The organism is Marinobacter changyiensis (genome assembly GCF_009193265.1).
Taxonomy (GTDB): Bacteria; Pseudomonadota; Gammaproteobacteria; order Pseudomonadales; family Oleiphilaceae; genus Marinobacter; species Marinobacter changyiensis.
Window position 1 is genome coordinate 118,166 of sequence record NZ_VZZZ01000002.1, and the last position, 16,319, is coordinate 134,484.

Sequence of the window (16,319 nt, forward strand, 5' to 3'; positions counted from 1 at the left end):
TGTTTCGACATCACTTGGGGAAAGTGATGGTGCCGAGGAGAGGACTTGAACCTCCACAGGGTTGCCCCTACTAGCACCTGAAGCTAGCGCGTCTACCAATTTCGCCACCTCGGCAGGTGACTAACAGTCTTCATGTGTTTCGATGACCTGTATCAGATCACTGATATTCTGAAGTTTCTGCAGTCGGTTAAGGCAAGCGCCTCAACCAGTGGCGCGTACTTTAATCATTCGGAAAATCGCTGTCAAACGTTTTTTTAGTAGGTGATTGTGCCACCTTGTTAGGTACCTTCGTACTCGGGACGTTATACTCCGACTACATCCATAACGCCGCCCGCACACTCACGTGCCTTGCGGCATAAAGGCATAAGACGGAATGTTTTTCAGAAAAAAGAAGCAAACAAAGGCAGATCAAGATCCCCACGCCAAGCGCGAGGCCCAGAATTACGATAACCCGATTCAAAGCCGCGAGTTCATTCTTGAGCACCTGCGAGAGCGCGGAGCTCCCGCCACTCATGAAACCTTGTGTGAAGAATTGGGGCAGAATACCCCTGAGAGTATAGAAGCTCTGCGCCGGCGCCTGATCGCCATGTGCCGGGATGGCCAGGCGATCTGTAATCGCCGCGGCGCCTACCTTCCCATTGATGAAGCGGATCTGGTGACTGGCCGTGTCGTCGGGCATCGGGACGGCTTCGGGTTTCTGATTCCCGATGGCGAAGGCTCGGACCTGTTTCTGAGCGCCCGCCAGATGAAGCTGGTATTCCACGGTGACAGGGTAGCCGCCCGGGTCGACAGCACCGACGATCGTGGTCGTCGGGAAGGGGTCATTGTAGAAGTCCTCGAACACCGTACCCAGCAAACCGTCGGGCGCCTGTTCAGGGAGAGTGGTATCTCGTTTGTGGTGCCGGAAAATGCCCGCATCAACCATGAAGTCCTGATACCGGAAGATCAGTGTGGCGAGGCCTATCATGGCCAGTACGTGGTGGTGGATATTGTGCGCCAACCAACTGCGCGTACGAAGCCAACCGGAAAGATCGTCGAAGTACTGGGTGACCATATGGCGCCAGGCATGGAAATCGACGTGGCGATACGTTCCTACGATATTCCCCACAGCTGGCCACCAGCGGCCGGTGAGCAGGCAGCTGCCATTCCGGAAGAGGTGACCGAGGCCGACAAGGCCAATCGGGTGGATCTGCGTTCCATGCCGTTGGTGACGATAGATGGCGAGACCGCCAGAGATTTTGATGACGCCATTTTCTGCGAGCGTCGCCCCCGGGGGGGATTCCGGCTGGTAGTCGCCATTGCCGATGTGTCTCATTATGTCCGGCCGGGCACTCCGCTGGATGAAGAAGCCATCAATCGCGCTACCTCGGTGTATTTCCCGGATCACGTGGTACCCATGCTGCCGGAAAAACTGTCCAATGGCCTGTGCTCGCTGAACCCCGGCACTGACCGCCTGTGCGTGGTGGCGGACATGACCATCAGTTCCGCTGGTCGTATCAGCAGCTACACCTTTTATCAGGCTGTCATGCTCAGTCATGCCCGGCTGACCTACAACAAGGTCAGTGACATGCTGGAGCGTCCGGAATCCGAGCCAGGGCAGAAGCTTCGGGAACAATACGCTAACGTAGTGCCGCATCTGGAAGTGCTTTACGACGCCTATAAAGTGTTCCGTAAGGCCCGTACCGAGCGTGGTGCCATTGATTTTGAAACCACGGAAACCCAGATCATCTTCGATGCCACCCGCAAGATTGAAGAAATCGTTCCGGTGTATCGCAACGATGCCCACAAGATTGTCGAAGAATGCATGCTGTGCGCCAACGTCGCGACCGCGCGGTTCCTGAAAAAGCACAAGATTCCCTCGTTGTACCGGGTTCACGATGGCCCCGCAGCGGAACGGCTCAGTGCGCTTCGATTATTCCTCAGTGAGCTTGGCCTGCAGTTGAGCGGCGGGGAAAAACCGACGTCTGCCGATTACCAGAAGCTGCTGTCGAGCATCAAGGAGCGGCCGGATGCCAATGTGATCCAGACCGTGATGCTGCGGTCTCTCAGTCAGGCGGTTTACAGTCCGGAAGAGAGTGGCCACTTTGGCCTCGGCTTCGGCAGTTACGCACATTTTACCTCCCCCATACGTCGTTACCCGGACCTGATTGTGCATCGCGGTATCAAGTCGATCATTCACGGTCGGAAGAAGACCGATACCGTTGTTCGGCCTGACAAGACTGATCCGGAACTGGGTAAATATCCTTACGATCTCGCCGGCATGGTGAAGTTTGGTGAGCACTGCTCTATGGCAGAGCGCCGTGCCGATGATGCCACCCGTGATGTCGAAGCCTGGCTCAAGTGTGAGTACCTCAAAGAGCAAGTGGGTGAGGAATACGACGGTGTTATTGCTGCCGTGGTGCCTTTCGGTTTCTTTGTCGAACTCAGTGGCGTCTATATAGAAGGCCTGGTCCATGTTTCCACCCTCAGCGGGGATTACTTCCATCACGATTCAGGCAAGCACCGCCTGATTGGTGAGCGGACGGCGGTGAGCTTCCGGTTGGGCGATAAGGTTCGCGTGAAGGTTGTTCGGGTTGCCCTGGAGGATCGCAAGATTGATCTGGAACTGGTGAGCGAGCCCCAACGCCGACAGGCGGATCGGGATGCGCTGAAGGTAAAGGACCGTGGTCCCAAAAAGGACAACAGCCGAGGTGGTGATAGCCGCGGTAAGTCCGGCGCTCGCGGAGAGCGGTCCGGAGCCAAAAAAACCGGTGGCCGAGGCGGCAAGCCTGCATCTGCGAAGGAGCGTCTTACCCAGGAAGCCGCGAAAGGAGCTTCAGACGGTGGCGGCAAGTCAGCGCCCGGCGCGAAGCCCAAATCCGGCGGGCGGTCCAGAAGATCCGGTGCTGGCTCAAAAGCACCGAAAGCCGGGAAGTAACCTGTGGCTGATGAATTTGTCTTTGGCTGGCATGCAGTAGAAGCGGTTCTGAAGCGGGAATCCAACCGCCTCCAGCAAGTCTGGATTCAAACCGGGCGCCAGGATCGCAGGGTTCAGCAAATCACCGAAGCCCTGGATGAGCTCGGGGTGCCGTGGCAGGTTGTTCACCGACGGGAACTTGATGCCAGAGTTGCCGGTGTCCACCAGGGTGTTGTGGCCCAGGTTGGTGAAAGCAGGGAGTGGACCGAGGCTGACCTGATGGCGCAATTATCGACGGGCGATAAGCCGCCGTTTTTGCTGGTGCTGGATGGTGTTACGGATCCCCATAATCTGGGGGCTTGCTTGCGCACCGCCGATGCCGTTGGTGTGCAGGCGGTGATTGTGCCGAAGGACAAGTCTGCTGCCCTCACGCCTACCGCCCGTAAGGTCGCCAGCGGTGCCGCTGAAACGGTGCCGCTGGTGCGGGTGACGAACCTCGCCCGCTTCCTGCGTTCACTCCAGGAGGAGGGTGTCTGGCTGATCGGCACGGCAGGGGAGACGACGGCAACGCTGTACCAGGCTGACTTCACCGGCCCGGTGGCGCTTGTCATGGGGGCCGAGGGCAAGGGTCTGCGTCGGCTCACCCGCGAGCACTGTGATCTGTTGATCAATATTCCCATGCAGGGTCACGTCGACAGTCTCAATGTCTCGGTTGCGACAGGAGTGTGTCTCTACGAAGCCCTGCGCCAAAGGCTTGCATAGTCCCTCAGCGACGCTTAGAATGCGGGTCCCCCTTTTTGGGGGTGGCGACTTATTGTCTGGAATTCGTTTCTTGCATCCGACGCCCCTGTTGATAAAAACAGAACAAGCGGTAGTTGCCAGCGAGCACTTACCACCTCCTTGCTTTGTTCGGGCACCACCCGGGGAAGCTGCATAATCCGTAGGGAGAACTCATGCGTCACTACGAAATCGTATTTATGGTACACCCTGATCAGAGCGAGCAAGTGCCCGCGATGATCGAGCGTTATACCGGTGTCATCGGTGAAGATGGCGGCCAGGTACATCGCCTTGAAGATTGGGGCCGTCGTCATCTGGCTTACCCGATCAACAAGATCCACAAGGCTCATTACGTCCTGATGAACGTTGAATGTTCACAGGCGGCGATGGACGAGCTGACTCACAACTTCCGTTTCAACGACGCGATCATCCGTGATCTGATCATTCGTCGTGAAGGTGCGGATACCGGGATGTCTCCCATGAAGGCCTCCGAGTCTCGGGAAGATCGTCGTTCTGGCCCTGAAGAACGCCCACGTCGTCCGGCGGAAGCTGACGATCGTAGCCAGGCGGAAGATGACACCCAGGCGGAAGATGACACCCAGGACGAAGAAGAGTAATCCACCACCGGAGTTGAGGAGTTAATTCATGGCTCGTTTTTTTAGACGTCGCAAGTTTTGCCGCTTCACTGCGGAAGGCGTAAAAGAGATCGATTACAAAGATCTCGAAACGCTGAAAGGCTATGTTACTGAAACTGGCAAAATCGTGCCCAGCCGTATCACCGGCACCAAGGCACGGTACCAGCGCCAATTGTCGTCCGCGATCAAACGCGCTCGCTTCCTGGCACTGCTGCCTTACTCGGATGGCCACGATAACTAAGTAATCAAGTAACAACAGGATTCGGGACCATGCGTGCATTGGCACAGTTTGTAATGCGCGGTCCCATGCAGGCGGCCGGGGTTGCAGCCTTAACAACGGCAGTACCCTTGCTGTTCTGGATTGGCGCCGCAGTCATCGGTCTCGTCATTTTGAGACTGGGGCTCCGTCAGGGTTTGAGTATTGGCCTTTGGGCATTGCTTCCGGCGCTTGGCTGGAGCTGGTTCGGGCACGACCCTACCGCTCTGGCGATACTGCTTGAAGTGGCGCTGATGGCCGCTGTTCTGAGGACCTCCCAGTCCTGGCAAAAAGCGCTGCTGGCGGGAAGCGCCCTGGCGCTGATTATCGGTTTGCTCCTGCCAGTCCTGTATCCGGGGTTGTTGGAGCAGCTGGTTCAAACCGGGGTTTCGTTCTACCAGCAGTACAACGCAGAGGTCGCCCGGGAAATGGGGGACCAGCTGGAGCCGGTGATCCGGCAGACCATGAACGCGAGTATGGCCGGCACCTTTCTGGTCGCCGGGGTTGTGCTCACCATGGTCGCTCGAAGCTGGCAGGCAGGGTTATATAACCCTGGGGGGTTCCGTAAGGAATTCCATGGGCTGCGGTTGTCGGGGCCAGTGGCGACGATGTGTGTCGTCGCTATGTTTGCAGGGCCTGTGCTGGGGTTGAACTCGGTGCTCGTGGCCTGGGTTGCCGGTTTACCGCTGATCATTGCGGCGGTGGCGCTGGTGCACGGAATTGTCGGACGCAAGGGGTTGAGCAAGCAGTGGCTGGGTATGTTCTACGTAGCGATGCTGTTGCTCGGGCCGAGTCTGTTGTTGCTGTTGCTTGTTGTGGCATTTGTGGATAGCTGGCTGGATATCCGGGGGCGAATGAAGCCCTCGAAACCGGCCGAATAAAGCATGAAGAGGTTAACGAGATGGAAGTTATTCTGCTCGAAAAAGTAGCAAACCTGGGTACTCTGGGTGACAAGGTCAAGGTCAAGGCCGGTTACGGTCGTAATTATCTGGTGCCTTACGGTATCGCCGTACCGGCAACAGAGACCAACCTGAAGGCGTTTGAAGAGCGTCGTGTGGAGCTTGAAAAAGCAGCAGCAGACAAGATGGTCTCTGCCAAGGCACGCGCTGAAGCACTTGAAGGCACATCCTATACCATCAGCTCCAAAGCTGGTGATGAAGGCAAGCTGTTCGGTTCTATCGGTGTTCGTGACATTGCTGATGCAGTCAGCACCAGTGGCACGGTAGTCGAGAAGAGCGAAGTGCGTCTGCCGGAAGGCCCGCTACGTGTCGTGGGTGAATACGACATTGAGCTTCAGCTGCATTCCGACGTTATTGTCGAGATCAAGCTGTCGGTCGTTGCCGAGTAAACTGAAAAACGTGCGGTGATGCTCGTGGCTCTGGAATCCACGGTTTCATCGGCTTGAGTTATCACCCGCACTGAGTGAACAACGGTTTGCGAACTGGCGACAGTCCGTATTCCGATGTCACTGACAAGCCCGGACCGCGAGAGCGGCTTCCGGGCTTGTTGCTTTCTGATATGCTTACATCCTCACGCGATCGTCCCGGCCAAAACCGGCTGCACGATCAGGCACGGCAGACATCACTGAAGAAGTATTTCATGGCAACGACCAACCTGAAGCCGTCATCGATGGACAATGAAACCAGCAGAATCAAAGTGCCGCCGCATTCGCTTGAGGCGGAGCAGGCGGTTCTGGGTGGCCTGATGCTGGATAATCGCCGCTTCGATGAAGTCTCTGAAATCATCACCTCGTCGGATTTTTATCGACAGGATCACCGGCTTATTTTCGGCGCTGCCGAGCGGCTGGCCGGTGCGGGTGAGCCACTGGATGTGGTTACCCTGGCGGAATTCCTGGAGCGCGCGGGGGATATCGAGGATTCAGGTGGTTTGTCTTATCTGGCGGAACTGGCGGAAAAGACGCCGGGTGCCACCAACATCAAAGCTTACTCACAGATTGTCCGGGAGCGCTCGGTACTGCGTCAGCTGATCGAGGTATCGGGGGGCATTTCCGATTCCGCTTTCAATCCGTTGGGGCGTACCAGCGATGAAATTCTGGATGAAGCCGAGCGCAATGTCTTCCGGATTGCGGAATCGCGCACGCAAACGGGCTCGGGCCCCCAGGCCATTAACCCGATCCTGACCAAGGCATTGACCCGGATTGAGGAGTTGTTCGAGTCGGGGGAGACGATCACCGGTCTCACCAGTGGTTTCAAGGATCTCGATGACTGGACTTCCGGTATGCAGCCGTCAGATCTGATCATCGTTGCCGGGCGGCCCTCCATGGGTAAAACGACCTTTGCGATGAACATGGTCGAGAACGCACTGATCAGTACCAGCCAGCCAATCCTCGTGTTCAGTATGGAAATGCCTGCGGATGCCCTGGTTATGCGTATGCTGTCGTCCCTGGGCCGCATAGACCAGTCCCGGATGCGCAGCGGCCGGCTGGAAGAGGAAGACTGGCCCCGGCTGACCTCGGCGGTCAGCCTGCTCAAAGACAAGCCGCTGTATATTGATGACACTCCGGCCCTGAGTCCGACCGAAATGCGTTCCCGGGCGCGACGGGTGGCCCGGGACAACAACGGCAAGTTGGCCATGATCATGGTGGATTACCTCCAGCTTATGCGGGTGCCGGGAAGCAATGAAGGCCGGACGGCTGAGATATCCGAGATATCGCGCTCCCTGAAAGGCCTCGCCAAGGAGCTGAACTGCCCGGTAGTGGCGCTGTCCCAGCTTAACCGAAGCCTTGAGCAACGACCCAACAAGCGGCCCGTCAACTCGGACTTGCGAGAGTCCGGTGCCATTGAGCAGGATGCTGACATCATCATGTTTGTCTATCGGGACGAAGTGTATAACGAAGATACCCAGGACAAAGGCATTGCAGAAATTATCATCGGTAAACAGCGTAATGGACCTATCGGCACCGTGCGTCTTGCCTTTATTGGCAAATTTACCAAATTTGAGGATCTTGCCCACGGCGATTACGGTGGAGATTACTGATGCCCCGGAACACCATAGCCCATATTGACCTGGATGCCCTGCGATTCAATTTTAGCCTGGCCGCTGCCAATGCCGGCAGTGCCCGGCCAATGGCAGTGGTCAAGGCCGATGGCTATGGTCACGGCATCCGGGCGGTGGCCCGCGCCCTGGCAACGGACACGGAATGCTATGCGGTTGCCTGCCTTGAAGAAGCACTGGCCATTCGGGCTGAGGGCTTGACCCATCCGGTGGTGCTGCTGGAAGGTGTTCACGCGCAGGCAGACCTGAAGATCTGCCTGAAAGAAGGCTTTGAGCCGGTATTGCACAACAAGGTGCAGATAGACTGGCTAACCTCAGAACCGGTTCGACCGGTTATCTGGCTGAAGCTGAATACCGGTATGAATCGTCTCGGATTTGGTCCACAAGAGCTGGCGGAGGTGGTGGATCGGCTCGCACCCGATGAGGGGCTGATTCGCGGTCTGATGACGCATTTTGCCTGTGCTGACGATCTCGCCAGCCCCGAAACCGCCGCGCAAACGGAAGTGTTTGCCAATTTTGCCGAGGCCCATCCGGACCTTCAGCGTAGCGTGGGCAATTCCGCGGCTCATTTTCGTCCTGGCCAGGCGCTTTATGAATGGACTCGTCCGGGTATCATGCTTTATGGGGCCACGCCATTGATAGGCCAGACCGGGCCTGAACTGGGGCTGCGCCCGGTTATGTCGCTGGAATCCGAACTGATCAGTGTACGAACGCTCGCGGCGGGCGATCAGGTCGGTTATGGCGGCACCTGGACCGCTGAAAAACCTACACCCATGGGTATTGTCGCCGTGGGTTACGGCGATGGCTATCCCCGTCACGCAGGTACCGGAACCCCAGCCTGGATTAATGGCCGTCGCGTGAACCTGATAGGGCGGGTTTCCATGGACATGCTGGCGCTCGACCTGTCGGACGCCCCGGATGCCCGTATTGGTGACAAAGTGGAGCTATGGGGCGCCCATGTTGCAGTGGATGAGGTGGCCCGCCATGCCGGCACCATTGCCTACGAGCTGTTGACCGGCGTCACTGCCCGGGTTCCCAGGCAATACAGTGAGTAGGCGGGGTGCCAAAATCCCTGCCGCCATTGGCTCGAATGCGTATGCGCGGCTGTCAGATTAATGATACTAATAGAGTTGTACACGTAGTAAATCGAACAGTAACCCGATCCTGATATTGAGTGGTGTACACCCTGTGAATGTTGTCGTAGTGCATGATTATGGTCCTCTGGGACAGATTCTGTTGGAGCGGTTAAAAAAGACCTCGCTGCACATCAGTCCACTATTGATCAGTGAACCGGACAAGGCTGACCTCTCGGCTCTTGCCCAATGGGTGCCGGATGATACCGACCTGATCGTGAATGCCTTGTGGCTGACGGATCCGGAAGCAGCAGAGCAGGATCCGGAAGCCACGCGGCAGGCCGCGTTCAGTATTCCCGCGGCGCTGGCAGAACACGCCCGCCAATACAACCAGGCGGTGTTTCAGCTTTCAAGCAGCTACGTATTTGACGGACGCAAGCAGAGCGCTTATATCACCTCCAATCCTGGCCAGCCCTTCAGTCAACTGGGTAACTGGCAGTGGGAGTGTGAGCAGGCATTGCGAACGCTGGTGCCCCGTCACATTATCCTGCGCACGGGCTGGAGTCTTGGGCGCTTTATCCGCAAAGTGCAGGGCAGTGCCTCTGCCCACCAAACCATTGAACTTTCCAGCCGACATCAGGGGCAACCCGTGTCTTACCGGGATCTTGCCCGGGTGATGGTGGCGATTATTCAACAACTGGATTGCGGAGCCGATGTTTGGGGCACGTATCAGTACGCCGGCGCGGAAGCGGTTTCCCAGTATGACCTGGGTCTTGCACTGGTAGGGCTGCCTGGTACACCGGGGGACGTCAGAGTAGTCGATAAAGTGCCCGCCTGGGCCTCATTGGAGCTTGAGAACGCGACGCTGGGCTGCACCAAGATCCGCAATACGTTTGGCATCAAGCAACGGCCCTGGCGCTCGTGCCTGACGGACGAACTTGAAGTCATGGAAATCACCCACGATTCCCCGATTCGGGAAACCGTGGATTGAGTTCCGCAGCTATTCACGCTAAAGCGGCTAACACGCTCAGACAGGTCTAAAGCTTTCTGAACACCAGTGAAGCATTGGTGCCGCCAAAGCCGAAGCTGTTGGACATTACAGTCTCCAGATGGGCCTCTTTGGCTTCCGGCCCGACAATAGGCATCCCGGTAATTTTTGCGTCCGTGGACTTCAGGTTGGCAGTACCGCTGATGAAACCGTTCTGAAGCATCAGGAGTGTGTAGATAGCCTCATGCGCACCGGATGCGCCCAGTGAGTGACCCGACAAAGACTTGGTGGATGAAATCGCCGGTATGTGCTCCCCGAAGACTTCTTTCACCGCCCCCATTTCTGCCACGTCGCCCACAGGTGTACTGGTGCCATGGGCGTTGATGTAGTCGATGGGTGCGTTCACTGTGGCGAGTGCCTGGCGCATACAGCGCCTTGCTCCTTCGCCGGAGGGCGCAACCATGTCGTAGCCATCGGACGTAGCGCCATAGCCGACAATCTCAGCGAGTATGTTGGCACCGCGTTTCTTGGCATGCTCGAGTTCCTCGACTACCACCATACCGCCGCCACCGGCAATAACGAAGCCATCACGGCCACTGTCGAATGGTCGGGAGGCAGTTTCCGGTGCGTCATTGTACTTGGTAGACAGAGCGCCCATCGCATCAAACAGCATGGTCAGGCTCCAGTCCTCTTCCTCGCCACCGCCGGCGAAGACAATGTCCTGTTTGTCCATCTGAATCTGCTCCATGGCGTGGCCGATACAGTGCGCGCTGGTGGCGCAAGCTGACGCCATGGAATAGTTCACACCACGAATTTTAAAGGCCGTGGCGAGACAGGCGGACACCGTGCTGGTCATGATGCGGGGCACCATGTAGGGGCCGATGCGTTTGACACCCTTGCTGCGCATCAAGTCAATGGCCTCCACCTGGCTGGCACAGGAAGCGCCGCCGGAACCGGCAATCAGGCCGGTGCGATCGTTGGAGATCATCGCTTCGGTCAGTCCTGAAGCGTCAACCGCCTGCTGCATCGACAGATAGCTATACATCGCTGACTGCCCCATAAATCGCTTCAGTTTGCGGTCAATGGTGGAGGTATCGACATCCACCGAGCCCGATACCTGGCTGCGAAAACCCTTGTCGCGATAGGCTTCGTTGAAGCGAATGCCGGATTTCCCGGTTCTGAGGCTGTTCAGCACCTCTTCAGTAGAATTCCCGAGGCACGACACTATGCCCATGCCTGTGATTACAACCCGTCTCATAAAACCTCCTGTCCCGACCTGCCCGCGGTAGCGCAATGCAGGTTCGGTCGTTAAACCTGTATTGCTACCAGTGTAGGTGGTTTCGGCGCTGACCGGTATTTGACCTTTGAAGGGGGCTACCTTTTAGCGTCCCTGTCGCGGGAACTCGCCTGCTGTTCCGACTGCAGCAGTTCCGCCGCCTCGGCCGCTACCATATCAGGCGTCTCGAGACTGATCGGCCCGAGTTTGCCTGCGCGCAATTCGTTGAGCAGGACTTCCGAGACTTTATGGAGGTCCGGAACCCCGCCCCGGGAAAAGAAATTACGCTGTACTGCAATGGCGTCCATCAATGCAAGGCCGTCGACCGGCAGGGCCTTAAGCTTATAGCGCTCCATCAGGGCAGTCGGGTAAGCCTTTAGCAGATAGTCGGAAGCAAACAGCGCGACATCGTCAAACTCGATCACAGCGCTGCGAATGGCGCCTGTTACAGCGAGCCGGTAGCCGCAGGCTGCTGGCGACAGTTTGGGCCACAAAAACCCCGGAGTGTCATACAGCAGAATGTTGTCCGGCAGCTTGATCACCTGTTGGGCCCGGGTGACTGCGGGCTCATTGCCGGTTTTGGCGGCTGAGCGACCGGCAAGCGTATTGATCAGGGTCGATTTGCCCACATTGGGGATACCCAGGATCATTACCCGCAGGGCACTGCGCTCACGATTTTTGTGGCTGGTCATATCCTGAGCCACCTTCAGGATACCAAGGGCTTCGGAGCGCTGGTTATGGGTCAGGGTAATAGCCCGGAGCCTGTCCTGCTGCTCCAGATGTTGCTGCCACTGCAGGGTGATCGCCGGGTCCGCCAGATCCCTTTTGTTGAGCACCTTGATCACTGGAGTGTCCCCACGAAGGGCCGGGACAAGCGGATTTTCGCTGCTGAAAGGAATGCGGGCATCAAGCACCTCGATAATGAGGTCCATTTGCGGCATTATTTTTTTGATCTCCTTGCGGGCCTTGTGCATATGCCCGGGAAACCAGTTGATAGCCATGCGTGAAACTCCGTCGATAAGTCGAATTGGCGTCATTATGGACGGGAATGAATAATTTTTCACACTAAAGCCTGCGCCGCCTGTGGAGCGGTGTATAGGCTTTTACGGTGGGACGTATGTACAAATTAACGAGGGGTCGGGGTGAACATTTACCGATTTTTGTTTTAGGGTGTATGACCTTGAACAGTTAAAACAAACCCTTGAATGTCGGAGAGCACTATGAAATTTGTCAAAATGTTCGGAATTATGCTGATTACATTGGGTTTTGGCTCCACTGCACTGGCGCAGCAGGCCGCACCCGGTGATCAGCCGGATCAGGTAGATCAGCTCGCCGAACTGGTCGGGCTCGATGAGACCCAGCAAAAAGAAATTCGCAGCATTTTTGAAGACATGCAGGGTGAGATCAGTGAGCTCCAGGCTGAAGCCCGGACACTCCAACAAGAGCTGCAAGCGCAGATCAAACCGGATTTTGACGAAGACCAGATCCGTGAAGATGCCGAGAAGCTTGGCGATCTGACCGGTGAGATGGCGGCGTTGTCTACTCTGATGCAGGCGAAGGTGGACAAGGTCTTTACCGAAGAACAACGCGCTACGCTGCAGCAGCGCATGCAACAGATGCAGCAGCAAATGCAGCAGCGCCAGATGCAACAACAAATGCAGTAAGTCTACTCCCGAGAATCTGAAGTAAAAAAAGCCGCTCCGGTTTCCGGATGCGGCTTTTTTTTTAATCAGGGCGATGTCAGGCGGATTCTGGTCCGAGTGGCTTGATCAACACGATCAGCTTGGGCAGCAGGGTAAGTGCGCCGAGCAGCGCCATCAGCATGGCGAACCCGGTCAGTAGGCCGAAGTAGATGGTCGGTAGGAAGTTCGACAGCACCAGTATCGAAAATCCGATGATGATGGTCAGTGATGTATAGAACATGGCGCGGCCGATACTCTGGTGACAACGGTGCATGGTGTTGTGGTAATCATGGTCCTTTGCGAATTCGACCTTGAAACGGTGGATGTAGTGAATGGTATCGTCCACCGCAATACCCACGGTAATGGCCGCCACGGTAATGGTCATCAGGTCCAGTGGCAGCCCCAGCCAGCCCATCAGTCCCAGTACACTGCCAGCGGCCAGCACGTTGGGTGCAAGGCCGATCAGAGCGAGCTTGAGTGACCGGAACAGGATCAGGAACATCAGCCCGATGGCGAGGAAAACGATACCAAGGGTCTTGATTTGAGAGTCGAACAGGCTTTGCAGCATGTTGTTGTACATTACCGTCATACCGGTGAAGGTAACCTGGTCTTCTTCGAAGCCGAGTTCGACCGTCAGGTGTTGATGAATCTGGTCCAGCAATTGCTGGCGCCTCAGATCCGGTGACGAGTCAATCAGGCGCATGGAAAAGCGGGCCTGATCGTGTTTTTCGGAGATGTAGGGTGTCAACAGAATTTCTTTAAGGTCATCCGGCAAGGCGGCGGGCACAAACGCCAGCTCCAGCGCGTTGAGCGGCTGGCCCTGGTTCACCTGGGCCAGCAACTCAAGGGTGGAGGTGATGGAGAGGGTCTTGCCGGTTTCCGGTAAGCCATCCAGGTAACGGTGAACCTCTTCGAGGCGCTGCATTTTCTGGTACGTGAACCAGGTATCACGGTAGGCCTCATCCTCGCCACAGTCATCAATGAAAGGATCGCAGTCGCTGGCAAAGGCATCGTTGGTGAAGGAATCGCTGGTAAAAGCGTCCTCACCGCTGGCGGATTCCGGAGGCGCCTCATCGGTAATAATCACATCCAGCGGCGAGGTGCCCCCGAGTTCATTATCGATGGTCACCATGCCGCGATAGATTTCGGTGTTTTCCTTGAAGTAGTCGATAAAGCTGTTTTCCACCGTCAAACGGCTAATACCGACCACGGACAATACTGCGAGCAAGCCACTGGTAACCAGTACGGTGCCACCGAACCGGTCGGTGAAGGTGGCGAAACGTCGGGTGAAGGCGCGACCTTCGTCGGCGGGCTGGTTGCTGACCTTTGGCGGCAGCAGGGTTAGCAGTGCCGGAAAGATCAGGAAGGTGATAATAAAGGCCAGTGCAAGGCCAAGGATCATCATCCAGCCAAAATCAATAACCGGCCGGATACCGCTGAAGGTCAGCGATCCGAATGCGACAATGGTGGTGATGGCCATGAAAAAACAGGGGTTGGCCATGGTGCGCACGGTATTGAGCATGTGGTCATTGGGGTCGGCTTCGGGCGCATCGTGCTGGAATTCCCGGTAGCGGACAATCAGGTGAATCGTCATGGACAGGGTCATGATCAGCAACAGCAAGACGAAATTCGAGGATATAACCGTCACCGGCTGTTGTATCCAGCTCAGGTAGCCCGCCACCAGCCAGACCGTGAACAGACAGCACAGCAGCGGCACCGCTACCCACCGCCACTGCCGGAAGATAACCGCCAGGGTCAGTATCAGAAACAGCAGGACGCCAATGCCGAAGGTCGCCAGGTCGCTCTTGATGAAACTGATCATGTCCGCAACGATCATCGGCACGCCACCCAGATGCAATTCTGCGTCAGTCCGATACTTGTCGAGCACCTCCCGAACCTCGGCAATGGTTTTTGCGTGCTGATCGCTGACGGTTTCGGACAGCGCGGTGAACTCGTCGCTTACCGCGTCCAGGCGCTTCTGATCAGAGCCAGACAGCTCGCCTTCCCGGGCCTTGTCACGGAGCGAATTGCGCTCCTCCAGCAATGCAAAATAGGTCTCAGGGGTGGGCAGGTTGACCTGGATGGCGGTGGTTCTGGCGTCCTCGCTTATCAGCAGGTTGGGATACAGCGGATTGCTCAGCAGCGCCTCGCGGGCGGTATCCATGGGTACGTCGTTGTCATCGAGGGTGCGGATTTCGGAATCCACGGTGTCCAGCGTGAGCTGTGGGCTGTGAAGCAACGGAATATTGAGGATGCTGTTGGTTGAGGCAACACCCGCCAGACCGGCCAGCTCATCCCGTAACGCCCTGAGGGTCACGATACCCTGGTCGGAGAACAGTTCCGCCTCGGGGCGATAGGTCACCAACAGAAAGTCGTCGGAGCCGGTAAACCGCTGGGTCATGGTACGGTATTGCTCAAGAGCCTGGTCGTTCTCCAGGACCAGCGATTCTGCTGAAGCCTCGAGCCGGAACTGGTCAAGCCGGAGGCTGGCGACCACCAGAATCAGGGCAAATCCAATAAGAATGAGGGCAGGGTGGGCAAGTACAATTCGACTATACAGCGACGTGGCAGCGTTCATAGACATCCATGGGAATCCGATTTCAGGTCAGGATGCAGTCTGCCACAGATCGCGCCCTGATGGGCCTCAATCCAGTACTTTGACCGGGATCTGGTTTACAGCTGTCTGATTGGCGCTCGGAGTAGGGATGGCAGGCACTGCCAGTCCGAGATTGTTTTTCTCGAACACCCGGTCCGCCCGGTAACTGGAACGCACCATCGGGCCGGATGGCACTTCGAGGAAGCCTTTCTCGAGGCCGATTTCCCGGTAGCGGTTGAATTCCTCCGGGCTGACGTAACGCTCGACCGGTAAGTGATTCGGGGTCGGGCGCAGGTACTGGCCCAGCGTGAGGATGTCGACGCCGATCGCGAGCAGGTCATCCATGGTCTGAAAAACTTCTTCTTCGGTCTCGCCGAGGCCGAGCATCAGGCTGGTCTTGGTCAGGACATCCGGGCGGTATTGCTTGGCGTGGGCCAGCACATCCAAAGTTTTCTGGTAGCCTGCCCGGGGGTCACGTACCCGGTTCGTCAGGCGCTTGACGGTTTCGACATTCTGGGCGAAGACATCCAGGCCGGAATCCACCACCTTCTCAACATGCTCCATAACCGCATCGAAGTCCGGTGTTAACGCTTCAACTGCCACCTCGGGCGTGCGCTGTTTGATTGCGGCAACGCAGGCCGCGTAGTGGGCCGCCCCGCCATCGTCAAGGTCATCCCGGTCGACGGAGGTCAGTACAATGTAGCGAAGCCCCATCAGCTCGACGGATTTGGCGGTATTGTCCGGCTCGTCGTGATCCAGCCACCCTTTCGGGTTACCGGTATCCACCGCACAAAAACGACAGGCACGAGTGCAGACGGATCCCATCACCATGATGGTGGCGGTACCGTTGTTCCAGCATTCGCCGATGTTGGGGCAATGAGATTCCTGGCATACGGTGCTGAGTTTGTGATCCTTCACGTTCTGCCGTACTGCCTCGAAGCGCTCTCCCCCCGGCATACGGGCACGCAGCCACTTGGGTTTCGGTCCGGACGGCATGTCATCGTGGGCAGTTCTCTTGATGCCATCCTTGATGGCAGAGAAGCCATGCTCGTTGCGGAATTTGGAACCACTTGCGATACGGGGTTTTGCGCTGTCGCTCATGACAACCGGGCTCTTGGATTGCGA

Annotated in this window: 14 protein-coding genes and 1 tRNA gene; 10 read left to right on the forward strand and 5 right to left on the reverse strand. The window is 57.0% G+C overall.

Features of this window, described 5'->3' with window-relative positions; genetic code table 11:
• Positions 1-27: 27 nt before the first annotated feature.
• Positions 28-114 (reverse strand) — tRNA-Leu (locus F6Y09_RS06340).
• Between the two features lie 259 nt (positions 115-373).
• On the opposite strand from F6Y09_RS06340, the gene rnr reads away from it, so the two are divergent.
• The 9 genes from rnr (at position 374) to F6Y09_RS06385 (ending at position 9,643) form a co-directional block, all read left to right on the forward strand.
• Positions 374-2,917 carry a ribonuclease R gene (gene rnr, locus F6Y09_RS06345; RefSeq protein WP_152206098.1) on the forward strand — a complete coding sequence of 848 codons (2,544 nt, stop codon included), beginning with the start codon at positions 374-376 and terminating at the stop codon, positions 2,915-2,917.
• A 3-nt stretch (positions 2,918-2,920) separates the two neighbouring features.
• Complete coding sequence (rlmB, locus tag F6Y09_RS06350) at positions 2,921-3,658, forward strand: 23S rRNA (guanosine(2251)-2'-O)-methyltransferase RlmB (RefSeq protein ID WP_152206099.1); 738 nt, start codon at positions 2,921-2,923, stop codon at positions 3,656-3,658.
• 191 nt (positions 3,659-3,849) lie between these two features.
• On the forward strand, positions 3,850-4,290 hold the full coding sequence (gene rpsF / locus F6Y09_RS06355; protein ID WP_152206100.1) for a 30S ribosomal protein S6: 441 nt from the start codon (positions 3,850-3,852) through the stop codon (positions 4,288-4,290).
• 28 nt (positions 4,291-4,318) lie between these two features.
• Positions 4,319-4,549 (forward strand): 30S ribosomal protein S18, encoded by a 231-nt coding sequence (rpsR, locus tag F6Y09_RS06360; RefSeq protein ID WP_152206101.1) that lies wholly within the window; start codon positions 4,319-4,321, stop codon positions 4,547-4,549.
• A 29-nt stretch (positions 4,550-4,578) separates the two neighbouring features.
• Positions 4,579-5,445 (forward strand): hypothetical protein, encoded by an 867-nt coding sequence (locus F6Y09_RS06365; protein ID WP_152206102.1) that lies wholly within the window; start codon positions 4,579-4,581, stop codon positions 5,443-5,445.
• Between the two features lie 20 nt (positions 5,446-5,465).
• Positions 5,466-5,912: a 50S ribosomal protein L9 gene (gene rplI, locus F6Y09_RS06370; protein ID WP_152206103.1), complete on the forward strand. Its 447-nt coding sequence runs from the start codon at positions 5,466-5,468 to the stop codon at positions 5,910-5,912.
• Positions 5,913-6,163: 251 nt separating this feature from the next.
• On the forward strand, positions 6,164-7,561 hold the full coding sequence (dnaB, locus tag F6Y09_RS06375) for a replicative DNA helicase (RefSeq protein ID WP_152206104.1): 1,398 nt from the start codon (positions 6,164-6,166) through the stop codon (positions 7,559-7,561).
• On the forward strand, positions 7,561-8,634 hold the full coding sequence (gene alr, locus F6Y09_RS06380; protein ID WP_152206105.1) for an alanine racemase: 1,074 nt from the start codon (positions 7,561-7,563) through the stop codon (positions 8,632-8,634). The genes dnaB and alr overlap by 1 nt, the downstream gene beginning before the upstream one ends.
• A 133-nt stretch (positions 8,635-8,767) precedes the next feature.
• Positions 8,768-9,643, forward strand: coding sequence for a sugar nucleotide-binding protein (locus tag F6Y09_RS06385; protein ID WP_152206106.1), 876 nt, complete (start codon positions 8,768-8,770; stop codon positions 9,641-9,643).
• 46 nt (positions 9,644-9,689) lie between these two features.
• Here F6Y09_RS06385 and fabB read toward each other — a convergent pair whose 3' ends face one another.
• Both fabB and ylqF read right to left on the reverse strand, forming a co-directional pair.
• On the reverse strand, positions 9,690-10,898 hold the full coding sequence (fabB, locus tag F6Y09_RS06390; protein ID WP_152206107.1) for a beta-ketoacyl-ACP synthase I: 1,209 nt from the start codon (positions 10,896-10,898) through the stop codon (positions 9,690-9,692).
• Positions 10,899-11,014: 116 nt separating this feature from the next.
• Entirely contained in the window at positions 11,015-11,917 is a 903-nt protein-coding gene (ylqF, locus tag F6Y09_RS06395) for a ribosome biogenesis GTPase YlqF (RefSeq protein ID WP_152206108.1), read from the reverse strand.
• 219 nt (positions 11,918-12,136) lie between these two features.
• Here ylqF and F6Y09_RS06400 point away from each other — a divergent pair, with 219 nt between their 5' ends.
• Positions 12,137-12,580 carry a Spy/CpxP family protein refolding chaperone gene (locus tag F6Y09_RS06400; RefSeq protein WP_152206109.1) on the forward strand — a complete coding sequence of 148 codons (444 nt, stop codon included), beginning with the start codon at positions 12,137-12,139 and terminating at the stop codon, positions 12,578-12,580.
• Between the two features lie 76 nt (positions 12,581-12,656).
• Here F6Y09_RS06400 and F6Y09_RS06405 read toward each other — a convergent pair whose 3' ends face one another.
• Together F6Y09_RS06405 and lipA are read right to left on the reverse strand one after the other, a co-directional pair.
• Positions 12,657-15,182 carry an efflux RND transporter permease subunit gene (locus F6Y09_RS06405; protein WP_246180370.1) on the reverse strand — a complete coding sequence of 842 codons (2,526 nt, stop codon included), beginning with the start codon at positions 15,180-15,182 and terminating at the stop codon, positions 12,657-12,659.
• A gap of 60 nt (positions 15,183-15,242) precedes the next feature.
• On the reverse strand, positions 15,243-16,295 hold the full coding sequence (lipA, locus tag F6Y09_RS06410) for a lipoyl synthase (protein ID WP_152206110.1): 1,053 nt from the start codon (positions 16,293-16,295) through the stop codon (positions 15,243-15,245).
• Positions 16,296-16,319 lie beyond the last annotated feature (24 nt).

Bases quoted from the DNA above. Each gene is read 5' to 3' on its own strand.
- F6Y09_RS06365 (WP_152206102.1), top strand. From the start codon at position 4,579: ATGCGTGCATTGGCACAGTTTGTAATGCGCGGTCCCATGCAGGCGGCC.
- ylqF (WP_152206108.1), bottom strand. From the start codon at position 11,917: ATGGCTATCAACTGGTTTCCCGGGCATATGCACAAGGCCCGCAAGGAG.
- fabB (WP_152206107.1), bottom strand. From the start codon at position 10,898: ATGAGACGGGTTGTAATCACAGGCATGGGCATAGTGTCGTGCCTCGGG.
- dnaB (WP_152206104.1), top strand. From the start codon at position 6,164: ATGGCAACGACCAACCTGAAGCCGTCATCGATGGACAATGAAACCAGC.
- F6Y09_RS06400 (WP_152206109.1), top strand. From the start codon at position 12,137: ATGAAATTTGTCAAAATGTTCGGAATTATGCTGATTACATTGGGTTTT.
- rnr (WP_152206098.1), top strand. From the start codon at position 374: ATGTTTTTCAGAAAAAAGAAGCAAACAAAGGCAGATCAAGATCCCCAC.
- lipA (WP_152206110.1), bottom strand. From the start codon at position 16,295: ATGAGCGACAGCGCAAAACCCCGTATCGCAAGTGGTTCCAAATTCCGC.
- rpsR (WP_152206101.1), top strand. From the start codon at position 4,319: ATGGCTCGTTTTTTTAGACGTCGCAAGTTTTGCCGCTTCACTGCGGAA.
- alr (WP_152206105.1), top strand. From the start codon at position 7,561: ATGCCCCGGAACACCATAGCCCATATTGACCTGGATGCCCTGCGATTC.
- rpsF (WP_152206100.1), top strand. From the start codon at position 3,850: ATGCGTCACTACGAAATCGTATTTATGGTACACCCTGATCAGAGCGAG.
- F6Y09_RS06405 (WP_246180370.1), bottom strand. From the start codon at position 15,182: ATGTCTATGAACGCTGCCACGTCGCTGTATAGTCGAATTGTACTTGCC.
- rplI (WP_152206103.1), top strand. From the start codon at position 5,466: ATGGAAGTTATTCTGCTCGAAAAAGTAGCAAACCTGGGTACTCTGGGT.